Annotated in this window: 20 protein-coding genes; 7 read left to right on the forward strand and 13 right to left on the reverse strand. The window is 69.7% G+C overall.

Going from position 1 to position 20,818, the window contains the following annotated elements; genetic code table 11:
• Window positions 1-10: 10 nt before the first annotated feature.
• Complete coding sequence (locus FN976_RS08770; protein WP_255440244.1) at window positions 11-1,204, forward strand: YbfB/YjiJ family MFS transporter; 1,194 nt, start codon at window positions 11-13, stop codon at window positions 1,202-1,204.
• On the opposite strand, the gene FN976_RS08775 is transcribed toward FN976_RS08770, so the two are convergent.
• From FN976_RS08775 to FN976_RS08815, 9 genes are all read right to left on the reverse strand, one after another.
• On the reverse strand, window positions 1,201-1,911 hold the full coding sequence (locus FN976_RS08775; protein ID WP_255440245.1) for a M23 family metallopeptidase: 711 nt from the start codon (window positions 1,909-1,911) through the stop codon (window positions 1,201-1,203). The two genes, FN976_RS08770 and FN976_RS08775, sit on opposite strands and share 4 nt — an antisense overlap.
• A complete protein-coding gene (locus tag FN976_RS08780) occupies window positions 1,908-2,957 on the reverse strand; it encodes a L,D-transpeptidase family protein (protein ID WP_145892637.1) in 1,050 nt (349 codons plus the stop codon). Before FN976_RS08780 ends, FN976_RS08775 begins: the two co-directional genes overlap by 4 nt.
• 72 nt (window positions 2,958-3,029) lie before the next feature.
• A complete protein-coding gene (locus FN976_RS08785) occupies window positions 3,030-3,614 on the reverse strand; it encodes a molybdopterin-dependent oxidoreductase (protein ID WP_145892741.1) in 585 nt (194 codons plus the stop codon).
• 37 nt (window positions 3,615-3,651) lie between these two features.
• The gene (locus tag FN976_RS08790; protein ID WP_145892638.1) at window positions 3,652-4,347 is read right to left on the reverse strand and encodes a transglutaminase-like domain-containing protein; all 696 of its coding nucleotides are present in this window, start codon (window positions 4,345-4,347) and stop codon (window positions 3,652-3,654) included.
• 5 nt (window positions 4,348-4,352) lie between these two features.
• Window positions 4,353-5,141: a 2-keto-4-pentenoate hydratase gene (locus FN976_RS08795; protein WP_145892639.1), complete on the reverse strand. Its 789-nt coding sequence runs from the start codon at window positions 5,139-5,141 to the stop codon at window positions 4,353-4,355.
• A complete protein-coding gene (locus FN976_RS08800; RefSeq protein WP_145892640.1) occupies window positions 5,138-5,938 on the reverse strand; it encodes an SDR family NAD(P)-dependent oxidoreductase in 801 nt (266 codons plus the stop codon). Before FN976_RS08800 ends, FN976_RS08795 begins: the two co-directional genes overlap by 4 nt.
• Window positions 5,935-6,579, reverse strand: a complete 645-nt coding sequence (locus FN976_RS08805) for a glutathione S-transferase family protein (RefSeq protein WP_145892641.1) — start codon at window positions 6,577-6,579, stop codon at window positions 5,935-5,937. Before FN976_RS08805 ends, FN976_RS08800 begins: the two co-directional genes overlap by 4 nt.
• A 77-nt stretch (window positions 6,580-6,656) precedes the next feature.
• On the reverse strand, window positions 6,657-7,130 hold the full coding sequence (locus FN976_RS08810; RefSeq protein ID WP_145892642.1) for a hypothetical protein: 474 nt from the start codon (window positions 7,128-7,130) through the stop codon (window positions 6,657-6,659).
• A gap of 47 nt (window positions 7,131-7,177) precedes the next feature.
• Window positions 7,178-8,152: a Bug family tripartite tricarboxylate transporter substrate binding protein gene (locus FN976_RS08815; RefSeq protein ID WP_145892643.1), complete on the reverse strand. Its 975-nt coding sequence runs from the start codon at window positions 8,150-8,152 to the stop codon at window positions 7,178-7,180.
• Between the two features lie 129 nt (window positions 8,153-8,281).
• Here FN976_RS08815 and FN976_RS08820 point away from each other — a divergent pair, with 129 nt between their 5' ends.
• Complete coding sequence (locus FN976_RS08820) at window positions 8,282-8,881, forward strand: 3'-5' exonuclease (protein ID WP_145892644.1); 600 nt, start codon at window positions 8,282-8,284, stop codon at window positions 8,879-8,881.
• On the opposite strand, the gene FN976_RS08825 is transcribed toward FN976_RS08820, so the two are convergent.
• Window positions 8,865-10,895, reverse strand: coding sequence for a penicillin-binding protein 1A (locus tag FN976_RS08825; protein WP_145892645.1), 2,031 nt, complete (start codon window positions 10,893-10,895; stop codon window positions 8,865-8,867). The genes FN976_RS08820 and FN976_RS08825 overlap by 17 nt on opposite strands.
• Window positions 10,896-10,997: 102 nt before the next feature.
• Here FN976_RS08825 and FN976_RS08830 point away from each other — a divergent pair, with 102 nt between their 5' ends.
• Window positions 10,998-11,816 carry an aldo/keto reductase gene (locus tag FN976_RS08830; protein WP_145892646.1) on the forward strand — a complete coding sequence of 273 codons (819 nt, stop codon included), beginning with the start codon at window positions 10,998-11,000 and terminating at the stop codon, window positions 11,814-11,816.
• Between the two features lie 15 nt (window positions 11,817-11,831).
• Here the strand turns inward: FN976_RS08830 and FN976_RS08835 are convergent, their stop codons facing one another.
• The 3 genes from FN976_RS08835 to FN976_RS08850 form a co-directional block, all read right to left on the reverse strand.
• Entirely contained in the window at window positions 11,832-13,601 is a 1,770-nt protein-coding gene (locus FN976_RS08835) for an NHL repeat-containing protein (protein WP_186510796.1), read from the reverse strand.
• A gap of 402 nt (window positions 13,602-14,003) precedes the next feature.
• Window positions 14,004-14,315, reverse strand: coding sequence for an SUI1 family translation initiation factor (locus FN976_RS08845; protein WP_432417859.1), 312 nt, complete (start codon window positions 14,313-14,315; stop codon window positions 14,004-14,006).
• A gap of 50 nt (window positions 14,316-14,365) precedes the next feature.
• On the reverse strand, window positions 14,366-15,052 hold the full coding sequence (locus tag FN976_RS08850) for a glutathione S-transferase family protein (protein ID WP_145892650.1): 687 nt from the start codon (window positions 15,050-15,052) through the stop codon (window positions 14,366-14,368).
• A 79-nt stretch (window positions 15,053-15,131) separates the two neighbouring features.
• Between FN976_RS08850 and FN976_RS08855 the strand changes: the two genes are divergently transcribed.
• The 4 genes from FN976_RS08855 to FN976_RS08870 all read left to right on the forward strand — a co-directional run bounded on the left by FN976_RS08855 (window position 15,132) and on the right by FN976_RS08870 (window position 20,807).
• Entirely contained in the window at window positions 15,132-17,873 is a 2,742-nt protein-coding gene (locus FN976_RS08855) for a S8 family peptidase (protein WP_145892651.1), read from the forward strand.
• A gap of 61 nt (window positions 17,874-17,934) precedes the next feature.
• Entirely contained in the window at window positions 17,935-19,197 is a 1,263-nt protein-coding gene (locus FN976_RS08860; protein ID WP_145892652.1) for a phospholipase D-like domain-containing protein, read from the forward strand.
• A 24-nt stretch (window positions 19,198-19,221) separates the two neighbouring features.
• Window positions 19,222-20,061 carry an alpha/beta fold hydrolase gene (locus FN976_RS08865; protein WP_255440249.1) on the forward strand — a complete coding sequence of 280 codons (840 nt, stop codon included), beginning with the start codon at window positions 19,222-19,224 and terminating at the stop codon, window positions 20,059-20,061.
• Between the two features lie 89 nt (window positions 20,062-20,150).
• Entirely contained in the window at window positions 20,151-20,807 is a 657-nt protein-coding gene (locus tag FN976_RS08870) for a helix-turn-helix transcriptional regulator (protein ID WP_145892653.1), read from the forward strand.
• Window positions 20,808-20,818 lie beyond the last annotated feature (11 nt).

Genomic DNA, 20,818 nt, shown 5'->3' on the forward strand with positions numbered 1-20,818 from the left:
GCCCCGCCCCATGGCGGTCGCCTTCGCCGGCCTGGTCGCCCTGGCCGTCGCCATGGGCATCGGCCGCTTCGCCTTCACCCCCCTGCTTCCGCTCATGCTGGCGGAGCGCTCCCTGGACCTCTCCGGCGCCAGCCTGCTGGCCAGCGCGAACTACTTCGGTTACCTGCTGGGCGCCCTGGCCTGCACCTTCCAGCCCTGGTTCGCGCGGCGGCTCGGGTGGTCGGTCCAGGTCAACGGGCCTGCCTTGGTTCGGCGTGGCCTGGTGGCCACCGCCCTGCTCACGCTGGGCATGGCGTTGCACCTGCCGGCTCTCTGGCCCTGGCTGCGCTTCGCGGCGGGTGTGGCCAGCGCCGTCGTCTTCCTGTACACGACGGGCTGGTGCCTGGAACAGCTGGGGCGCCAGCAGCGCCCGGAGATGGGCGCGCTGATCTATACCGGCCCGGGCGCGGGCATCGTGGCGAGCGGCCTGGTCGCCACCGTGCTGCTGGCCCTGCATGTCCCGGCGATGGCGGGCTGGCTGGCGTTCGGCGCGCTGGCGGCGCTGTTGACCGCGCTGGTCTGGAAGATTCTCGATCCGCGAATGGCGATGACCGCAACGCCGGCCGCGGCCACCGTGGCTGCGCCGGCGCAGCAGGTGGGCACCCTCCCGGAAGTCTCGCTGCTCACCGTCGCTTATGGCATCGCGGGGCTGGGCTACATCATCACGGCGACCTTCCTGCCGGTGATCGCGCGCCAGGCCTTGCCGGGCTCGCCCTGGCTCGACCTGTTCTGGCCGCTCTTCGGCCTGGCCGTGATCGCCGGCGCGCTCCTGGCGTCGCGCATCAGGCGCGCCGGGGACCTCCGGATGCGCCTCGCCGCCTGCTATGCCATCCAGGCCGCCGGCGTAGCCGCCAGCCTGGTGAGCCCAACGCTGGCGGGCTTCGCCATCGGCAGCCTGCTGCTGGGTCTGCCCTTCACCGCCATCACCTTTTTCGGCATGCAGGAGGCGCGCCGGCTGCGCCCCGCCGGGCCGACCAGCCTGATGGGCGCCATGACCGCGGCTTACGGGCTGGGGCAGATCGCCGGCCCGCCGCTGGCGGCCTGGCTGGTCGCGCGTGCCACCCATGCGGCGGCGGGTTTCGAACTGTCGTTGTGGATCGCCAGCGGCTCCCTGGCCCTGGGCGCGGCGATCTACCTGGGTCTGGCGCGCCGCTATCCGGTTTAGCGGGAAGCCACCACCTCCGCGGGCGCCGCAAGACGCAGCGCCGGATACGGATTCACCGGGTCGCCCTGCCACCAGTTGCGTTGGGGTCCCAGCTTGAACACCGCGAAGTGCAGGTGCGGCACCTTCGGATCCGCGTTACCGGTGCTGCCGACGGTGCCGAGCAGCGTGCCGCGCTGTACCTCCATGCCTTCCTTCAGGCCGGGCGCATAGGCGTCCAGGTGCGCGTAGTAGTAGGCCAGGCGGCCATCCGCATCGAACAGGTAGATGGTGAGACCGCCCGGCTTGCTGGTGAACAGCTTGGCGATCCGCCCGTTGTCCACCGCGACGACGGGGGTGCCGGCGGGTGCTGCGATGTCGATGGCTTCGTGCGTGCGCGAGCCACGGCCTTGCTCGTAGGTGTCGTGCAAGGCGGCGGGCGGGATGCCGGCGACGGGGACCATCAGCGAACGCGCCACCAGGAAGCGGGCGCCTTCGAGATCGCCAGGGTCGCCGTCGAATCGGGGGGCCGCCAGGGCCGGCGCCGCACCCATCTGTGCGGTCGGCGGACTGCTGGGAGCTTGCGGTGCTGGCACAGCAGCTGCTGGCGCAGGTGCCTGCGCCACCTCCACCTGCGCCGGCGGGATCACCACCGTGCGCACCGGTTCGCGCCCGCAGCCGGCCAGCACGGCGGCGGCCGCGAGACAGATCAGGCCGGCTGCGCGGTTCACGATTGCACGTCGACCGCCATGCCCTTGCTCACCACGGCGGCCACGCGGGACACGTCCCAGTTGGTCAGGCGCACGCAGCCGCTCGTGACGGCTCGCGCCATCTGCGAAGGCTCGGAGGTGCCATGGATGCCCCAATGCTGCTTGCTCAGGCCCAGCCACGCTACGCCGACCGGGCTGTTCGGGCCGGGCGGCAGCTTCACCTTCTCGGTGGCCTTGGGATTGCGCAGCAGGCTGGGGTCGTAGCTGAAGTCGGGATTCATCACCTTGCTGATGATCGTCAGCCCGCCGGGCAGGAGCGGGTTCTGTTCATCACCAAAGCTGACGGGGAAGGCCCCCACGACCTTGTTGCCCGCATCCAGGAGGTAGAGCATGCTGTCCGACTTGTCGATCCGCAGGCTGGTCACGCCGGCGGGCTGCGGTTGGGTCTTGAGCACGTCCGGCACCACCACCAGTTGGCCCGCGGCGATCGGCCTGTCCTTGTTGAGGGCGGCCAGCAGCTTTGGGCTGGTGTGAAAACGCTCGCCCATCGCTTCCGCCAGGCTCTGGAACCCCAGGGCCGGCAGCCTGGATTGCATCACCGGGTCCGGCGGCAGGGGCGCGTACGGTCCAGCCACGTCCTCCGGCGTGAGGAGATAGGTGGCGAACACCGGCGCCTGCGGCTGTGCCAGCGCCTGCCAGGTCGCATCGTCCAGCGTGCCCGTGGTCGCCAGCCCGCGCGCCAGCTGGAAGGCCTGCAACGCGCGCTTCATGTTGCCGCCGAAGTGGCCGTCGATCTCGCCGGGCGAGAACCAGGCGCGATCGAGCATCACCTGCGCCCGCAGCACCGCCACGCCCCTCGCCCCTTCGGCGAGCACAGGCATCGCCGTGTCGGCATTGAGCTGGTTCATGTGCAGGGTGGCGTCCTGCGGGAACGCGGCAGGCACGACGGACGCCGGCTTCGCAGCCGCGGCACGAGACGGCGCCTTCGCCTGGGCCAGGGGCTGGCACAGTGCGGCGGCGAGCGCGAGGCCCAGGGGAAAGATCGAGGGAATTCGCTGGTGGTTCATGCCCCACCGTAGCGCGCCGCCACACCCGGCGTTGTAGTCGCGCGGCGATGGGCCCGGTAGTCGAATTCTTCGTCAGGCCGCCTGCGCGGCATCGATGTGGTACAGCCCCCAGGGGCAGAGCCCGAAGCGCTCGCTGACGGGCTTGGCCGCCATGTCGGGGAACTTGTCGGCTTCGTACACGGCCCACAGCGGGCCCAGGCCGCCCAGGGGCAAAGGCTTGCCATCGAGTTGCGTGGCCACGATGAAGCGGTACTTGCGGGCGTCGGCCAGCGAGATCGTGGGTGCATAGCCGTCGATGGCGCGCATCGCGACCTTGACGTTGTCACCGGTCACGCCGGCGGCCTTCAGCACGTCGGCCAGCAGCGGGCCGCGCAGCGTGTGCTGCTTGTTGTCGTACTCCAGCGTCGGCTTGATCGTGATGGCCGGGAGCGCCGCGAGCGCCGCGAAATCGAACGCATGGGCCTTCGCGAAGCTGAGCTTCTGCTTCGCCATCAGCTGGTCGAGCACGGGATCGAACGGGCCGCGGTTGCCCTTGTCGACCGCGCCGGTCACGGTCAGCAGGGCCGGCCCCTTGAGGCTGGCGGCGGCGTTGCCCTGCGCGAGCACCGGCGCGGCGGCGGCGCCCAGGGCGGTGGCGATGAAATGGCGCTTTCTGATCATGGCGTGGCTCCTCGTCGTTGTTCGAAGGCCGGCATCATAGGCGGGGCGCGGACTCCTTCGCAACATCGGCAAGGAAGTCACCCGCAGCGAGGCTTCCAGTGGTGGCGCTTCCCTGCAGCCAACGCGGGTACACCCGGCGGAATTCCTCCAGCAGCAGGTCCAGCGGCACGTCGTCGAAGCTGCCATGCTGCCGCAGGTACTCCATGTGGCGCTGGCCCGATTTGTCGAAGGGGTGGTAGATGGAGTCACTGATCCCGTCGAACTCCAGCGGCAGCAGGCCGAAGCGGTCGCACAGCTCGATGTTGAAGGCCGGCGTGGCCTTGCGCCAGGCGCCGTCCAGCCAGATTTCGGTGTAGCCGTGCCAGACGAAGACATCGGTGTTCATCGACTCCCGCATGCGCGCGGTGGACAGGTGGTTGCGCACGTCGGCGAAGCCGACGCGAGCGGGGATGCCGGCGGCGCGGCACGCGGCCGCCAGCAGCGCCGCTTTGGGCACGCACCAGCCGTACCCGTTCGCCAGGACCGTGCTGGCTTTCATGCCGTGCGGCTCCAGGTCCACGCGGTAGGGGTCATAGCGGAAGCCGTCGCGCACGGCGTAGTAAAGGCGGACTGCACGTTCGCGGTCCGTGCCCTCGCCGGCGTGCTCCGAGGCAAAGGCAAGCACCGCCGGATGGCTCGCGTCGACCAGTTCGGCGGGGGCGAGGCAGTCTTGCGGATTCGGCTCTTGCATGGGATTCAATCGGTGAAGCGGACGTGCAGGGAAGGCAGCGGTGCGTCGAACTCGGCCGACCAGCGCTCCCCGGGAGCGACCGGCCAGGCATCCGTCCAAGTGCCGGTGGTGACGACGTCGCCGGGCTGCAGGTCGGTCGCGCCGGGGCAGTCGCGCAGCGCCCGCAGGAAATGCAGCAGCGCGTGCAGCGGGCCATCGAGCACGTTCGCGCCCGCGCCGGTGTCGATGCTGTCACCGTCGCGCCGCAGCGTGACGCGCGCCGTGGCGAGCTCGCGGTCGAAAGCTTCGCCGCCGGACGGCAACGCGGACACCGGCACCTGGCGGCCGACCAGCAGCCGCGCATGCAGGGCGCCGTCGGCCACGGTATCGGCCGCGCTGAACTTCCAGCCGGCGCAATGCGACTGCACGATCTCGAAGCCGGGCGCGATCCAGGCGACGCTCGCCAGCAGGTCGTCCAGCGACGCGCGTGCCGGCGGCGTACGGGCCATCCCGAAGACGCACTCCGGTTCCAGGCGCGGCTGGCTGGTCGCCCGCAGCGAAACCGTGCCCTCGCCGTCGCAGAACGCCAGCGTGGTGTCCCAGACCGTGCCCCAGATCGGCCCGTACACGCCGTAGCGCGGCCAGATCGTCCGGTTGGTGAAGCCCACCTTGTAGCCGCGCGGCTGCTCGCCGCGCGCCATGCGCAATTGCCGGACGCTGAGGGCGCGTTCGTAGGCGAGCGGCACCTCCAGGCCGCAGCCATCCGTCCACAAGGTGGCGTCGTCGTAGTGGCGCAGCAATTCTTCCGGCGTCATTTCGTCCCCGGCGTCCCCGCAATCTGCGGCGCCCGACCGCCCAGGTGCATGCCGCTGTCCAGCAGCAGCAGCTCGCCCGTGGTCGTCTTCGCGCCGGTCACCAGCCAGACGATCGCTTCCGCCACGTCTTCGGGTGAAGACGGACGCGCGAGCGGCGCGATCTTCTCGTAGTTCGCGGCCAGCTTTTCGGCGCCTTCCTGGCCGATGCCCTTGATGAACCAGGGGCTGGTGATGAGGCCGGGGCAGACGGCATTGACGCGGATCTCCGGCGCCAGCGTGCGTGCCAGATGCAGCGTCATCGAATTCAGCGCGCCCTTGGAAGCGATGTAGGGCACCGAGGAACCGATCCCCAGCGAGCCCGCGATGGACGACACGTTCACGACGCAGCCGCGCGCGGCCTTCAGGTGCTCCACGGCGGCGCGCACCATCTGGAAGCTGCCGATGGTGTTGACGGCGTAGATGCGCTGGAAGGCTTCCACGTCGAGCGCGTCCCAGCCGGCGGCGGCTCCGAACACCGAGACGCCGGCGTTGTTGACCAGGGCGTCCACCCGCTCCCAGCGGCCGACAGCGGCCTGCACGATGGCGCGGCAGTCGGCGTCTTCGGCGACGCTGCCGCGCACCAGCACGGTTTCGGCGCCCGCCGCTTCGCACGCGGCCTGGGTCGCGCGGGCTTCCGTTTCGCTCTTCGAGTAGTTGACGGCGACGTTCCAGCCGCGCTGGGCCAACAGCAGCGCGGTCGCCGCGCCCACGCCGGTGGCCGAGCCGGTGACGATGGCGACGGGCCGGCTGGCTGTCACAGCTTCGCCTGCGCCGCCTTGCGATCAGCGACGACTTTCTGGGCGGAAGGACGCTCGCCGATGAACTTGACGTACGCGCGGTGGTCGATGCCGCCGGCGGCCAGCAGGTCCTCGCCGAAGCTCGCCTTGCTGGCCATCGCCACCAGCGGCAAGTTGTTGAAGGCGGAGCAGTCCGCCAGGGTGAAGGTGTCGCCGGCGACGTACGGCGAGAACTTCGCCAGCCGGCGGAAACCGGCGATCTTGCTTTCCAGTTCCTTTCGGACCGAGGCCAGCCGCGATTCGCTCAACGCCGGTCCACCGAAGAACGCGGAGTTGTAGAGCTGGCGCGCCGCGATCTCCAGGTGCCAGTCGATGAAAGTCGCGATCTCGCGCACCTTGGCCGCGGCGAACGGGTCCGCGGGCAGCAGCGCCGGCACGGGATGCACCGCTTCGAGGTAGTCGACGATGACCTGGCTCTCGCACAGCCCGCCCTGCGGCGTCTTCAGGAACGGGATCTTGCCCAGCGGCGACACGCTGAGCACGGCTTCATCGGTGCTCTTGGTCGGCGTGTCGGCCTCCTCGAACGCCAGCCCCTTCTCGAGCAGCGCGAGCTTGACCTTGTTGTAGTAGTTGCTGATGGGCGAGCCGTGAAGGACGAGCATGGGACTCCTGCGATGAAGGGATTCCCACCGACTTTACGCGCCTCGCGCGGCCGGGGGCTGCCGCCCCCGGGACAGTGCTACTTACGGATGACGGGGTTGTCGGGCAGCAGGGGTTGCGCGCAGGTCGGGTACTGCGCGCGCAACTCCTCCAGGCGCGTGCGCTCTTCCTGCGCGAACGGGCGGGCCGCGCGGTCCATCCCGCTTTCCATGTCGGTGTGCGCGCGCGTGGCCGCCGCCATCGCGCCGAGCTGGGCACCGCAGGCGTCCGCCGGGCGCTGCCCCGCGGCACGCGCCTTGAAGCTGCATTCGGAGAACGCGCTCTGCTTGGCCTCCTTGTCGGCCCGCAGTTCCGCCAGCCGCGTGGACGACCCCACCTGCTGCGTCGCCGCGATGCGGCGCGCCGCGGTGGCGTCCTGGATCGCTTGCGCCTTTGCCTTGATCTCGTCCTGCTGGGCGGGCGGCAGGCACTGAACGTTGAAGTGCACGGGCTGCGCAAGCGCCGCGACCGGACACATGGCGAGAACGAGCGCGACTTGAACGAACGACTTCACGGGACGATCCCTCCTTCAAAGGCGAGGGATTCTACTGGCTCAGCGGCTCAATCCAGCTTGGCGCCCGACTCCTTGACCACCTTGGCCCACTTCGTCGTCTCGGCCTGGGTGAACGTGGCCAGCGCCTCGGGCGTGCCGGCGCCCGGCTCCAGGCCGAGGCCCGCCAGCTTCTCCTTCACGTCCGGCAGGTTCAGCGCACGAATGGTTTCGGCGTTGATCTTCATCTGCACGTCGCGCGGCACGCCGGGCGAGCCATAAAGGGCGAACCACGACGTCGCCTCGAACCCCGGCAGGCCCGACTCGGCGATGGTCGGGATGTTGGGCGCGGCCGGCGACCGGTTGGCGCTGGTGACCGCGATGGCCTTGAGCTCGCCCGACTTGACCAGCGGCAGGGCCGAGGGCATGTTGTCGAAGATCATCTGGATGCGGCCGCCCAGCAGGTCGGGAATGGCCTGCGCGCGGCCCTTGTAGGGCACGTGCGTCATCTTGACGCCGGCCAGGGTGTTGAACAGTTCGCCCGAGAGATGGATCGACGTGCCGCTGCCGGAGGACCCGAAGTTCAAGGGCTGCTTTTTCGCCAGCTCGATCAGCTCCTTCACGCTGGATGCCGGCACGTTCTTGTTGACCACCAGCAGGTTGGGCGTGGCCGCCAGGAAGGTGATGGGCGTGAAGTCCTTCAGGTTGTTGTACGGCATCTTGTCGTACAGCGAAGGATTGATGGCGTGCGTGCCGACCGTGCCGATGACCAGCGTGTGGCCGTCACCCGCGGCCTTGGCAACGAAGTCGGCCCCGATGTTGCCGCCCGCGCCCGGCTTGTTGTCGACCGTGATCGGCTGGCCGAGCCCGGCCCACTTCTCGGCCAGGACGCGTGCCAGCGTGTCCGGTGCGCCGCCGGGCGGGAAGGTCACGACGATGCGGATGGGCTTGGTGGGCCAGGCCGCGGCTGGCGCCTGGGCCTGCGCCGCGCCGGCGAGCAGGACGGTGGACAGGGCGGCGAGGGCGAAGCGGCGCGAGCGGTGCATGGAAACTCCAGGAATGGATCGTTGGGTTGGCATGCAATCATTCTGCGGGCGGGCGTGCCGCCTGCAAATACTCCTCTGCCCTAGGAAGCGCGCGCCGACCGCGCTGCAGAACACCGTTACGCTTGCCCCATGTCACCAGCCCTGCCGTTGCCCAGCCCCGAAGAAGTCGCGCTGTTCGAACCCTTCGAACGCCTCGCGCTCGACCGCATCACCGTGGTCGCGATGGAGGCGCAAGCGCGCCAAGCCGCCGCCCACCTGATGACGGCGCGCGCCTGGGGCTTCGACACGGAATCGAAGCCCACCTTCGCGGTGGGCGAGGCTTCCGAGGGCCCCCACACGGTCCAGTTGGCGCTGGCCGATCATGCCTACGTCTTCCAGCTGCACGACCAGGGCTGCCGGGAAGAGGTGGCCGCGCTGCTGGCCCAGCCGGACGTCGTCAAGGCCGGCTTCGGCCTGGGCGACGACACACGACGCATCGCGCACAAGCTGGGTGTGGAGCCGCAGAACGTGCTCGATCTCGACACCGTCCTGCGGCAGCGCGGCTACCGCCGGCAGATGGGCATCAAGGCGGCGGTGGCGGTGCTGTTCGGCCGGCGCTTCCTGAAGTCGAAGAAGCAGACGACGTCGAACTGGGCGAACCGCCAGCTGACGGATGCGCAGGTGCTCTACGCGGCCAACGACGCCTGGGCCGCGCTGCGCGTGCACCACGCCCTCACTGGATCATCTTGAACAACCGGCCCAGCAGGTCGTTCACGACTTCCTGCACGGGGTCGATGCCCTGCTCGGGCTCGCGCGGCTTCGGCCGCGGGCGCGGGATGTCGAACTCGGCCCGCCCATCCACGGCGCGCACGCGCAGCGCCTGCTGGAAGAAGTCCCCCACCATCGGCAACGCGCTGCGAGCGCCCTGCCCCCAGTCTCCCATCGTGACGCGGTTGTCGTTGAAGCCGACCCACGCGCCGCTCACCAGGTGCGGGTGCATCATGATGAACCAGCCGTCGCTGTTGTCCTGCGTGGTGCCGGTCTTGCCGGCGACGTCGGCCTGGATGCCGTAGCGGGAACGGATCGAGACGCCGGTCCCTTCATCGACGACGCCGCGCATCACGTTCACCAGCTGCAGGGCCTTGCCGCGCTGCATCACCTGCTCGGGCGGCTTGGTGATGAACACGGCGAGCGTGCGCCCCTTGCGGTCCTCGATGTGCGTCACCAGCGTCGGCTCGATATAGCGGCCATTGTTCGCGAGGCTGGCATAGGCAGCCACCATCTCGCGCAGCGTGACCGGGCTGGTGCCCAGCGCGAGCGAGGGCACGGCGTCGAGCTTGCTTTCGCGCACGCCGAGCGCATAGGCCAGCTCGGCCACCCGCGCCGGGCCGACCCGCTGCATCAGCTGCGCGGTGATCGAGTTGCGCGACTGCACGAGTCCGTCGCGCAGCGTCATGGGCATGCCGGTGGGCGGCGTCGCGTCCTTCGGGCTCCAGACCGCGCCGCCGCGCTCCTGGATGGCGACCGGCTCGTCCACGAAGGTGAAGTCCGGGTCCATGCCCTGTTCGAAGGCCACGCCGTAGACGAACGGCTTGAAGGTGGAGCCGGGCTGGCGCCGCGCCTGGTTGACGCGGTCGAACTGCTCGGTGGCGAAGTCGCGGCTGCCCACCCAGGCCTTCACATGGCCGTTGCGCGGGTCCACCGACAGGAAGCCGGCCTGCAGCGCCATGGGCTCCTGCCCCTTGGCGCGCCGCCGGTCGGCCAGCGACTGCAGTTGCTGGATCTGCCGCGCCACCGCCTGGTTGGCCGCCTTCTGCAGGCGCGTGTCGATGGTGGTCCGCACCACGAGGCCGTCGGAATGGATGTCGTATTCCTCCCTGTCGGCCCAGGCGATCAGCCACTTGCGAAGGTGCTGCGCCACGTGCGGCGCCAGGCCCAGCGGCTGCTCCTGCCGCTCGAAGTCCAGCCGCATCGGCCGCGCGGCCAGCAGCTCGGCCCGTTCCGCGTCCAGCTTGCCGTGCTTCACCATCTGCGCCAGGACGGTGTTGCGCCGGGCGCGCGCGCGGTCCGGCGCAAGCACCGGGTTGTAGTAGCTCGTGCCCTTGAGCATGCCGATCAGCGTGGCGCTTTCCAGCACGTCGAGGCGCGAGGACGGCTTGTCGAAATAGGTGCGGGCCGCCATCTCGATGCCGAAGGCGTTGTACAGGAAGGGCACCGTGTTGAGGTAGGTCTCGAGGATCTCCTGCTTGGAGTAGATCGACTCGATCTTCAATGCGGTGATGGCTTCCTTCGCCTTCCGGTTCAGGGTGGGTGCGCGGCCGATCTCCTCGGGGTAGAGGTTGCGGGCGAGCTGCTGCGTGATGGTGGAGCCGCCCTGCCGGTTGCCCTTGAGCGTCTGCCACGCGGCCGACAGCGTGCGCCGCAGGTCGATGCCGTGGTGGTCGTAGAAGCGGTGGTCCTCCGTCGCGATCAGCGCCTGCAGCACCGGCGGCGCGATCTCGTCGAGCTTCACCCATTGGCGGTTGATGCGCTTGTATTCCGCCAGGACCACGCCGTCGGCCGACATGACCACCGACGGGTCCTCGCTTTTCGCCTTGCGCAGGTCCGAAATGCCGGGCGTGAGCGGGATCAGCACCAGGGCGTAGAGCAGCAAGGCGCCGGGCAGGACCAGCGCGGCCCGCCAGGGGTGGCGGCGAATGAGGCCAAGCAGGCGCTGCCACTGGACGGCGGACCATGCGGCGGCGCGGGCGAAAGCCGGGTGCATGGCGCGACTGTAGAGCCGGACGCTGACTTTCGCTGTAGGACAGCTGCGCCTCGCATTTCCTGGCCACCTTGCAGGCCGCCACAGCGCGCGCTAAGGTGCGCCATGCTCACCCGGACGATCCCCAGCGATGGCACGCCTCTGCCGGTCATCGGTTGCGGGACCTGGCTGGGTTTCGACATCGGGCAACGCCCCGCCGAGCGGCCGGCCCGGGCGGAAGTCCTGGAGGCGCTGTTCGCCGGCGGCGGACGGGTGGTGGACAGCTCGCCCATGTATGGCTCGGCGGAGGAAGTGGTTGGCAGCCTCCTGGAAACGAACCCCGCGCGGTCGCAGGCCTTCATCGCCACCAAGGTCTGGACCACCGGCCGCGAAGCCGGCATCGCGCAGATGGAACGGTCGATCCGGTTGCTGCGCGCCTCCCGCATCGACCTGATGCAGGTCCACAACCTGGTCGACTGGCGCACCCACCTGGAGACCTTGCGCGAGTGGAAGGCCCAGGGCCGCATCGGCTACATCGGCATCAGCCACTACACGGAATCCGCCTATCCGGAACTCGAGCAGGTGATGCACGCCGCGCCGTGGGACTTCGTGCAGTTCAACTACTCGATGGCGCACCCAGGCGCAGCGCAACGCCTGCTGCCGCTGGCCGCGGAACGCGGCATCGCCGTCCTGATCAACTTGCCGTTCGGCGGCGGGAAGATGCTGAAGTCGCTGCGCGAGAAACCTTTGCCCGGCTGGGCCGCCGGCATCGGCTGCACGACGTGGAGCCAGGTGCTGCTGAAATTCGTGCTGGCACAGCCGGCGGTGACTTGCGTCATCCCGGGCACGTCCGATCCGGGACACATGCGCTTGAACGCGCTGGCAGGCGAAGGTGTGATCCCTGGCCCGGAATTCTGGACACCGGACAAGCTCCCCGTGGTGTGAACCGCGGCCGGTGTCCTACTGGATCCGCACGGTCAGGACCGCATCGCGCACGGCCACGTGCAGCAACCCGTCCTTGCCGATCGCCAGGCCATGGACGATCCCGAGCGATCCCGGCAACGGCCCCGGCGTGACGGCGAAGCTGCCGCGCTGGCCGAAGGCGATCGACGCGTTCCCTTCAGGCGTCACCCGCCACACCACCTCTTCGTCCGCGACGTAGACATTGCCTGCGGCGTCGGCGGCGATGTGGGTCGGCCTCTGGAACGGGCCGCCGCGCAACAGCGGCGTCGCCTTGCCGCCCGAGAGCCGGGTCAGGTTCGTGCCGAGCAGCACGTGGATGTCGCCATTGGCCGACGTCGTGACCGCCCGGTGCCCCCGCCCGCCCAAGCCGTCGATCCCGGGACGCGGCGGCCCGAGATCGGCGGCGGGCAAGGCCACCTCCACCGCCCGAGTGGCGACATCCAGCCGGACCAGGTCGCCGGTGCGCACATTCAGGAAATGAATCGTCGTGCCGTCACTGGACACCGTCAGGGACCCCGGGGTGATGTCGGCCGTGCGGGTCTGCGGCCATTCGGCCACTGTCGTGACGGTGCCGCCCGCACTGACGCGGAGGATGGAGCCGCCCTGGGGCTCGGCCCCGAAGATGCCGCCAAATGACGGATTGGCCACATAGGCGTTGCCGGCCGCGTCCATGGCCATGCCCAGCACGTCACGGCGGTATTCGGAGGAGTAGACCGCAACCGGCAGCCGGCCGCTGGCCTGTCCCTGCGCGTCGATCATGACGAAACCGGCTGTGCCATCCCACGACTCCCGCCGGGTTCCGGAATACACGACGGTGGCGCCCAGCGGGTCGACACCGAGCTGGAGCGGGTCCCCGAAGGGCAGCGGGTCACGCGGCGGTGGGCCCGCGAAAGCGAAAGTCGCATACGGGTTGGCCGCCTGGGTTGAGCGGGAGCTGCCGGGCGCGGGCAGACGCAAGACGCCCCCTGCGTGCGTCGCGAGCAGATCGCCATCGATCGCGAATGCAATGCCTGCGCGTTGGCCCCGCAGGTCCAGCCGCTGCCACACGGGGAAGGTCTGCACGTAGTCCGCCGCGCTGATCGAGCGGATGAAGCCGGTGCCGCCATCCACCACCTGCATGTCGCGGCCAATTGCCGTGATCGCGTCCGGGTGGATGAAGCGGGCCTCGGCCGGATCGCCGTCACGCGCGATCGGGTCGCCGGCGGAACCCAGCGTGGTGACCACCCCCTCGGGCGAAATCTTCCGGACGGTGTGGCGGTCCGGCTGGGTGGCGTAGATGCTGCCGGTCGCGCTGACCGCGATGTCGCCAAAGCGGGAGAACCGCGCCTGCGTTCCGGAGCCGTCCTGATCACCGGACACGCCGTCGATCCCGGCCAGGAGAGCAAGGCCCGCGGCCTCCGTCCAGCGATACACGCCGCCTCGGCCCGCGAGGTAAAGGCCACCGCCCGGTGCAGCGACCATGCCTTCGACCTCCGAGATGCCGGCCAGCGTGACCGCGGAGCCGTCAGGCGCAATCCGGCGCACGAAGCCCTGGTCTTCGACGTAGACGACCCCGTCCGCCAGGGCGATGTCGTTCGGTGACGCGAAGCGCACGATCTCGGCGTAACCATCGACCCGGCGCCGGTCGCCCGCGCGGCCGGCCCACGTTCTGACAAAGCCGTCGGTGCCGATCTGCCGGATCGTGCCGTTGCCTGTGTCGGCGACGTAGATCACCCCGGACGCATCGATGGCGAGGTCCGCCGGATGATCGAAGCGCGCTTCCAGCATGGGGCCGTCCTGGGCTCCCATGACGGGGAGCGCAGCCGGCCCCGCCCGCAAACTCAAGGTTCCGGCCAGGGGTGGCTGTGGCGCGGGTGCGGGCGACGGAGGGGGGACGGGAGCCGGTGCAGGTGCTGGCACAGGCGCTGGCGCTGGCGCAGGATCTGGTGCTGGCGTGGGGGATTCCGCGCCTCCGCCCCCGCCGCATCCCGCGGCCGCACCAACCAGGACCGCGACGGCCCAATACTGCCTCCAGGCGGTCGAACGATGCGCCGCTGCTGTCTGGACTTTCATGAAACTTCCCATGGCGGATGCGAGTGACAAGCCATCATCCCGTCCGCTTCCGCCTTCCGGGCCGGTGCAGGGATTTCTTTACCAACCGTTGCCGTGCGGAAACCTGCCCGTGGCGGATCAGCCACCCGCCCGCTTGGCCGCATGCCCCTGCTGGACCAGCAGCGCGACGATCTTGTCCGCGTGATCCCCCTGCACTTCGATCAGACCATCCTTGACCGTCCCGCCGGACCCGCAAGCCGCCTTCAACTCCTGCGCCAGCTTGACCAGGGCAGCCCCATCGAGCGCCAATCCGCGCACCACGGTGACCGCCTTGCCGCCCCGGCCCTTGGTTTCACGCCACACGCGCACGGTGCCGTCGCCCACGGCCGCCGCCTTCGCGGCCTGCTTGCAGACGCACTGCACCACCGGGCGGCGGCAGGTGGGGCACATCCGCCCCGCTTCGGTGGAATAGACGAGGCCGCCGGTGGCCGGCCGCGGCTTCACAGGCCGAGGCGCGCGTTCTGCGGGAACAGCGCCTGGCGGGCCTGGTCGTCGAATTCCTGCTTGAAGGCGAAGCGCTCCTTCAAGGCTTCGGCGCGCTGCGCCGCGGGCCGTGCGTTGATGGCGTCGAGATGGCGCTTCACGTTGGGGAGGAGCGCCCACGCTTCCGGCCCCATCGCCCGCGGGATCATGCGCGCCCAGCCCCACACCGCCATGTCCACCAGCGTGTACGTGTCGCCCACCATCCATTCCCGGCCGGCCAGGCGCTCGTCCACCAGTTTCCAGTGGCGCTCGGCCTCGAAGCTGTAGCGGTTCACCGCGTATTCCTTGGGCTCGGGCGCGAAGTGCTTGAAATGCACCGCCTGTCCGCAATAGGGGCCAATGCCGGTCGCGACGAACATCAGCCATGAATGCATGTCCGCCCGCGCTTGCGGCGCGTTGGCGGGCAGGAACAGGCCCGTCTTTTCCGCCAGGTAAAGCAGGATCGCATTGCTGTCGAAGACCTTCACGTCGCCGTCGGTCAGCGCCGGCGTCTTGGCGTTCGGGTTGATCGCCCGGAAGGCCTCGCCGTGCTGCTCGCCCTTGCGGGTGTCGATGGCGACAACTTCGTAAGAAAGTCCCGCTTCCTCGAGAAACAAGGCGACTTTCAGCGGGTTGGGGGACGGATGGAAGTAAAGCTTGAGCATGATGCCGATTCTAGGAAGGAAAGCAGGAGCCCGCCGCGCCTGTTCCCCTATATTGCGCATGTTGTCCCGGAGATTCCCGATGCCCAGTTTCACCGGTAGCGCCCCGTTGCGCGCTGCCACCCTCGCCGCGCTGATGGCGCTGCTCGCCGCATGCGGCGGCGGCTCCGGAGGCGCCGCGCCCGAAGCCGCGGCCTTGACCGCCGCCCCTGCCATTTCCGGCTTCACCGACCAGATCATCGTCAAGCCGGCCAACGCGGCGCTGGTGGCGGCCTATGAGTCCCGGGCCGCGGAATTCGCGCAATCGCTGAGCGGCGATGCGGGGATGCGGCTCACCGCCGTGCGCCAGACCCACGCCGGCGGCCACGTGCTGGCCCTGCCCGCGCAACTGCCGGCGGCGCAGGTGGCGGACATCGCCAGCCGGTTGCGCCAGCGCACGGACGTCGAATACGCCGAACCGGACACCTTGCTGCAGGCCACCGTCATCCCCAACGACGCCCAGTTCAACCAGCTCTGGCACCTGCGCGAGCCCGCCGTGGCGGCGGGCGGCATCAACGCAGTGGATGCATGGGATCTGACGACGGGCGATCCCAACCTGGTCGTGGCCGTGGTGGACACCGGTGTCCTGCGCCATCGCGACTTCGGCGGCCGGGTGATCGCGGGGTATGACTTCATCAGCAACGCCGCCATCGGCAACGACGGCAACGGGCGCGACGCGGACGCCGTCGATGCCGGCGACTGGCTCACGGCCAGCGAAGCCGCGGCGCTCGAGCGCACGCCGCGCGCCAGTTCCTGGCATGGCACGCACGTGGCGGGCACGATCGCCGCGGCCGGCAACAACGGCCAGGGCGTGGCCGGCGTCAACTGGCGATCGAAGATCCTGCCGGTCCGCGTGCTGGGCAAGGGCGGCGGCTACCTCTCCGACATTTCCGACGGCATCGCCTGGGCGGCCGGCGTGACGGTGAGCGGCACCCCGGCCAACACCACGCCGGCGCGCGTCATCAACCTGAGCCTGGGTGGCGCAGGGTCGTGCTCGCAGACCACCCAATCGGCCATCAACGCCGCCGTCGGGCGCGGCGCCGTCGTCGTCGTGGCCGCGGGCAACGAAGGCATCAACGCCTTCAGCTCGCAGCCCGCCAATTGCGCAAACGTCATTTCGGTGGCCGCGGTCGGCTCGGCGGGGCAGCGCGCCTCCTACTCCAATTTCGGCAGCACCGTCACCATTGCCGCGCCGGGCGGCGACCCGCAGCGCGACTCCGGCGTGCTCTCGCTGGGCGACGCCGGCGAACGCGCGGCGCTGAACGACGGCTCGGTGCTCGCCTCCTATGGCACCAGCATGGCCGCACCGCACGTGGCGGGCGTGGTCTCGCTCATCCTTTCGGTGAATCCCGCGCTGTCCCCCGCCGAGGTGAAGGCCCTGCTGCAGTCGACGGCGCGCGCGTTCCCCACCGGCACGGGCCGCGACTGCACCACCGCCCTGTGCGGCGCCGGCATCGTCAACGCCGGTTCCGCGGTCCGCGCCGCCGCCAACGTGCCGGCGGCGACGGGTGTGGCGGCCGCGATCCCGCAATCCGGCGTCTGGTGGAACCCGGCCGAGAACGGCCGCGGCTATGTCATCGAGATCCGGGACGGCAAGCTCAATTTCGGCGCCTACCTGTACGACCCCAATGGCCGCGCCACCTGGGTGTCCTCGGGGCCGGCCGCCATGCAATCGGCCACCCGGTACACCGGCACCCTCGATGCTTACGCGGGCGGGCAGACCCTGACCGGGCCCTACAAGCCGGCCGCCCAGCGCGGCGTGCTGGGGAACGTGACGCTCGAGTTCACCGGGCAAGCGACCGCCACGCTCACGTGGCCGGGGGGCACGGTGCGGCTGGAGCGCTTCCGCTTCGGCAGCACCGCGCCCGCCACGACTTTCGCGCCAGAAGCCGGCGTGTGGTGGAACCCCCAGGAGTCCGGCCGCGGCTGGTCGATGGAAGTGCAGAACGGCGTGCTGGCGCTCACCGGCTTCATGTATGACGATGCCGGCAACCCGGCCTGGCATCTTGCCGTCGGGCCGATGTCGTCGGCCACCACGTTCAGCGGCAACTTCATCCAGTATGCGAATGGCCAGACGCTGACCGGTGCCTACAAGCCGGCCTCCGTGGCGAACGCCAACGCCGGCTCCGTGAGCGTGCGCTTCATCGACACGGCGAATGCGGTGCTCACGCTGCCCGACGGGCGCCAGATCACGCTGGAGAAGTTCCGGATCGGCGGCGCCGCGCCGGGCGTCACGATGCCGCTGAACCAGGTGCTGACGGCGCGGCTGGTGGGCGTGTGGAGCCTGACCTACCGCATCGTGTCCGAATGGACCGACACCTTCCTGTTCAACGAGGTGCGCGAAAGTGCCACCTACCCTGGTGAATACAACGTGTGGGGCATCAACCAGTACGACTCGCTGGCCGTCGGTGGCTGGGACCCGGAGCTCGGCCAGTACACGATCTACGCGCCCGGTTTCGAATTCGATGACTTCTATGTCGTCGACCTGCCGACCATGAACACCATGAGCGGCTGCTACTACCTGGTCTTCCGCAACCCGACCCAGGTGAGCGAGTGCTACCCGCTCGCGGGCAACAAGACCCAGGAGATCGCGCCGCTGGACATCGTGTCGCTCCAGCCTTACCGCTCCACGCTCCCCGCCACGGCGCGCGCGACGGCGCTGGCGCGCGAAAGCGCGCAGGCAGGCACCAAGGCGGCGCCGCTGGCCAAAGCCCCGGTGCTCGCCCGCAAGCCGGAAGTGGATGCGCTGATCCGGGCCGTGGAGGCGCGGCGAGCCGCGCGTTAGCCGCAGAAAGTCAGGGGCCTGTCTGACAGGCCCGCTGGCTCAGCGTTGTTACGGTAGGGGCATGGGCCCCACTTTCTGGACCGCCGTCTTCCTGGGCACGATCGCCTTGCTGATCGGCATCATCTGGTCGATCCGCCGCCACCGCTCCCCCGTGCTGCAGGTGGAGTGCGACGCGCCCATCGACACGCTGGTCGACTCGCTCGCCGGCCTCACGCTCGGCACGCCGGTGCCCGGCAATTCAGTGCAGGTGCTGGAGAACGGCGCGTTCTTCGACGTGCTGATCGGACGCATCGCGGCGGCGAAGGCGACGGTGCACTTCGAGACCTTCCTGTGGAAGGAGGGCAAGCTGGGCCAGCGCCTGGCCGATGCGTTCGCCGAGCGCGCCAGGGCCGGCGTCAAGGTCCGGGTGCTGCTGGACGCCCAGGGCTCCAAGAAGATCGGCATCGAGGCGACGCACAAGATGCGTGCCGCCGGCTGCCGGCTGGAGTTCTTCCACAAGCGCTCGGTCTACACCATCGGCATCCTGAACGACCGCGACCACCGCAAGCTGTGCGTGATCGATGGGCGCGAGGCCTTCGTCGGCGGCCACTGCATCGTGGACGACTGGCTGGGCAACGCCGAGGACGGCCAGCATTTCTCGGACGTGAGCGTCTGGATCCACGGGCCCGCCGTGCACAGCGTGCAATCCGCCTTCAGCGAGAACTGGGGTGGCGAGACCGGCGAAATCTTCCTGGGCGACGACTGCTTCCCCAAGCTGGAGGCAGCGGGCGAAGCCACCATCCACGCCGTCTTCGTCAAGCCCGAGAGCTCGGCGCCGGCAGTGAAGATCCTGCACCACACGGCGATCTGCCTGGCGCGCAAGCGCATCTGGATCCAGAACCCCTACTTCATCCCGGAGCCGGAGGCCATCGAAGCGTTCGGCGCCGCCGTGAAACGCGGGGTCGACGTCCGGGTGCTGATGCCGGCCACCAGCGGCTCCGACAGTCCCATGGTCCAGCACGCGGGCCATCGCAATTTCGAGAAGATGCTCGAGTGCGGCGTCCGCCTGTTCGAGTACCCGCACACGCTGCTGCACCAGAAGGTGATGACCATCGACGGCGTCTGGAGCGCCGTGGGTTCGACCAACTTCGACGACCGCTCGTTCGACACCAACGACGAGATCACGCTCGCCATCCTGCATCCGCCGCTCGCCGTGGAGCTGGACGCGATCTTCGAGAAGTACGTCGCCCGGGCCGAGGAAATCCAGCTGGACAAGTGGCGCAAACGCCCGTGGCGCGAGAAGGTGCTCGCGCACGCGGCCTACGCCATCAACGAACTGCTGTAGCGGCCGCTGACGCAAAATCGCGCGGTGTCTTCGCCACTGCACCCTGAAGCGCGCCGCGTTCTCGCGCTCGCCACCCGCATCGAAACGCCGTGTGCCGACGGTGCTTTGGTCTGGCATGCCTGGGGCGACGGCGAGCCCCTGGTCCTGCTGCATGGCGGCAGCGGCAGCTGGACGCATTGGCTGCGCAACGTCGAAGCGCTGGCCGCGGCCGGCCGACGCGTGCTCGCCCCGGACCTGCCGGGCAGCGGCGAGTCGGCCTTGCCGGCGGGCGCGGCGGATGCCGATGACCTGGTCGATCCGCTGGCCGCCAGCCTGCGCGAGGTGGCGGGCGACGGTCCGCACGACATCGTGGGCTTCTCGTTCGGCGGCCTCACCGCCGGCCTGCTGGCGCAGCGGTATCACGGCCTGGTCCGAAAGCTCGTCCTGGTGGGTGTGCCGGGCCTGGGTGTTCGCGGCGAACGGCTGAAGCTGCGCACCTGGCGCGACGAAGCGGATGCGGCCGCGCGCGAAGCCGTGCACCGGCACAACCTCGGCGTGCTGATGCTGCACCGGCCGGAATCCATCGATGCACTGGCGCTGGCCTTGCACGCGGCGAACCTGTCACGGGACCGCATGCGCAGCCGCCGGCTCGCACTGACCGACATCCTGGCGCGCGCCCTGCCCACCCTCGCTTGCGAGCGGCACGCGATCTTCGGTGCCCAGGATGCGCTGTACGCCGATTTCTGGCCCGGCATCCAGCGGCTGTTCGCCGCCGACCCGGGCTTCGGCGAACTGGTCTTCATCCCCGGCGCCGGGCACTGGGTGCAGTTCGAGGAGGCCGCGGCTTTCAACACGGAATTGCTGCGGCTGCTGAAAAAGCGGTGACTTCCATCACATCTTTCCCGTGACAAGCTGCGTTTGCGCGCGACCGGCCACTCCCTAGACTGTGTCCATCAGTAAGAAGGGCAGTGCTCATGGACGCCAACGGGAAGCTCGAGACGGATTTTGCCTGGCGCGTGCTGGAGGAGATCGACTATGGCTTGATCCTCGTCAGCCCCGCCGGCACGCTGCAGCACGCCAACCACCTCGCGCGCCATGAGCTGGCCCGCAACCGGTTCCTGGGCGTCGAGGCGGGCAGCATCGTCGGCCAGACACCCCTCCAGACCGAGGAGCTGCTGCGTGGCGTGCGCTCCGCGTCGCTCGGCCGGCGCCAGATGCTCACGCTGCGCAACGGCCCGCAGGCCCTCCCCGTCGCCTGTGTCCCGCTGTCCCACCCCCAGGCCGGCGAGTCGGCATCGGTCCTGCTGATGCTGGCCCGGCAGTCCGGCACCCAGAACCTCGCCATCACCTTTTTCGCCCGAACGCACGGACTGAGCCCGGCCGAGCAGTCGGTGCTGCGGCTGCTGTGCGACGGAATGGACGTCCAGGAAATCGCGCAGGCCCACCGGGTCTCCGAGAACACGGTGCGGACGCAGGTGCGCTCGCTGCGGGACAAGACCGGCATCAACAGCATGCGGCTGCTGGTGCAGCGCGTCGCGGCACTGCCGCCGGTGGTCCCCATGAGCCTGGCGCCCGCGGCGCCGCCCACGATGCAAACGGAAGTCTCACCGCCGGAGGCCGTGGCCTGCTGAACGACTAGCCC

The sequence above is a fragment of the Caenimonas sedimenti genome (assembly GCF_007833165.1).
Classification (GTDB): Bacteria; Pseudomonadota; Gammaproteobacteria; order Burkholderiales; family Burkholderiaceae_C; genus Ramlibacter; species Ramlibacter sedimenti.

Bases quoted from the DNA above. Each gene is read 5' to 3' on its own strand.
- FN976_RS08770 (WP_255440244.1), top strand. From the start codon at position 11: ATGGCGGTCGCCTTCGCCGGCCTGGTCGCCCTGGCCGTCGCCATGGGC.
- FN976_RS08780 (WP_145892637.1), bottom strand. From the start codon at position 2,957: ATGAACCACCAGCGAATTCCCTCGATCTTTCCCCTGGGCCTCGCGCTC.
- FN976_RS08790 (WP_145892638.1), bottom strand. From the start codon at position 4,347: ATGCAAGAGCCGAATCCGCAAGACTGCCTCGCCCCCGCCGAACTGGTC.
- FN976_RS08795 (WP_145892639.1), bottom strand. From the start codon at position 5,141: ATGACGCCGGAAGAATTGCTGCGCCACTACGACGACGCCACCTTGTGG.
- FN976_RS08805 (WP_145892641.1), bottom strand. From the start codon at position 6,579: ATGCTCGTCCTTCACGGCTCGCCCATCAGCAACTACTACAACAAGGTC.
- FN976_RS08815 (WP_145892643.1), bottom strand. From the start codon at position 8,152: ATGCACCGCTCGCGCCGCTTCGCCCTCGCCGCCCTGTCCACCGTCCTG.
- FN976_RS08820 (WP_145892644.1), top strand. From the start codon at position 8,282: ATGTCACCAGCCCTGCCGTTGCCCAGCCCCGAAGAAGTCGCGCTGTTC.
- FN976_RS08825 (WP_145892645.1), bottom strand. From the start codon at position 10,895: ATGCACCCGGCTTTCGCCCGCGCCGCCGCATGGTCCGCCGTCCAGTGG.
- FN976_RS08830 (WP_145892646.1), top strand. From the start codon at position 10,998: ATGCTCACCCGGACGATCCCCAGCGATGGCACGCCTCTGCCGGTCATC.
- FN976_RS08835 (WP_186510796.1), bottom strand. From the start codon at position 13,601: ATGCTGGAAGCGCGCTTCGATCATCCGGCGGACCTCGCCATCGATGCG.
- FN976_RS08845 (WP_432417859.1), bottom strand. From the start codon at position 14,315: ATGTGCCCCACCTGCCGCCGCCCGGTGGTGCAGTGCGTCTGCAAGCAG.
- FN976_RS08850 (WP_145892650.1), bottom strand. From the start codon at position 15,052: ATGCTCAAGCTTTACTTCCATCCGTCCCCCAACCCGCTGAAAGTCGCC.
- FN976_RS08855 (WP_145892651.1), top strand. From the start codon at position 15,132: ATGCCCAGTTTCACCGGTAGCGCCCCGTTGCGCGCTGCCACCCTCGCC.
- FN976_RS08860 (WP_145892652.1), top strand. From the start codon at position 17,935: ATGGGCCCCACTTTCTGGACCGCCGTCTTCCTGGGCACGATCGCCTTG.
- FN976_RS08870 (WP_145892653.1), top strand. From the start codon at position 20,151: ATGGACGCCAACGGGAAGCTCGAGACGGATTTTGCCTGGCGCGTGCTG.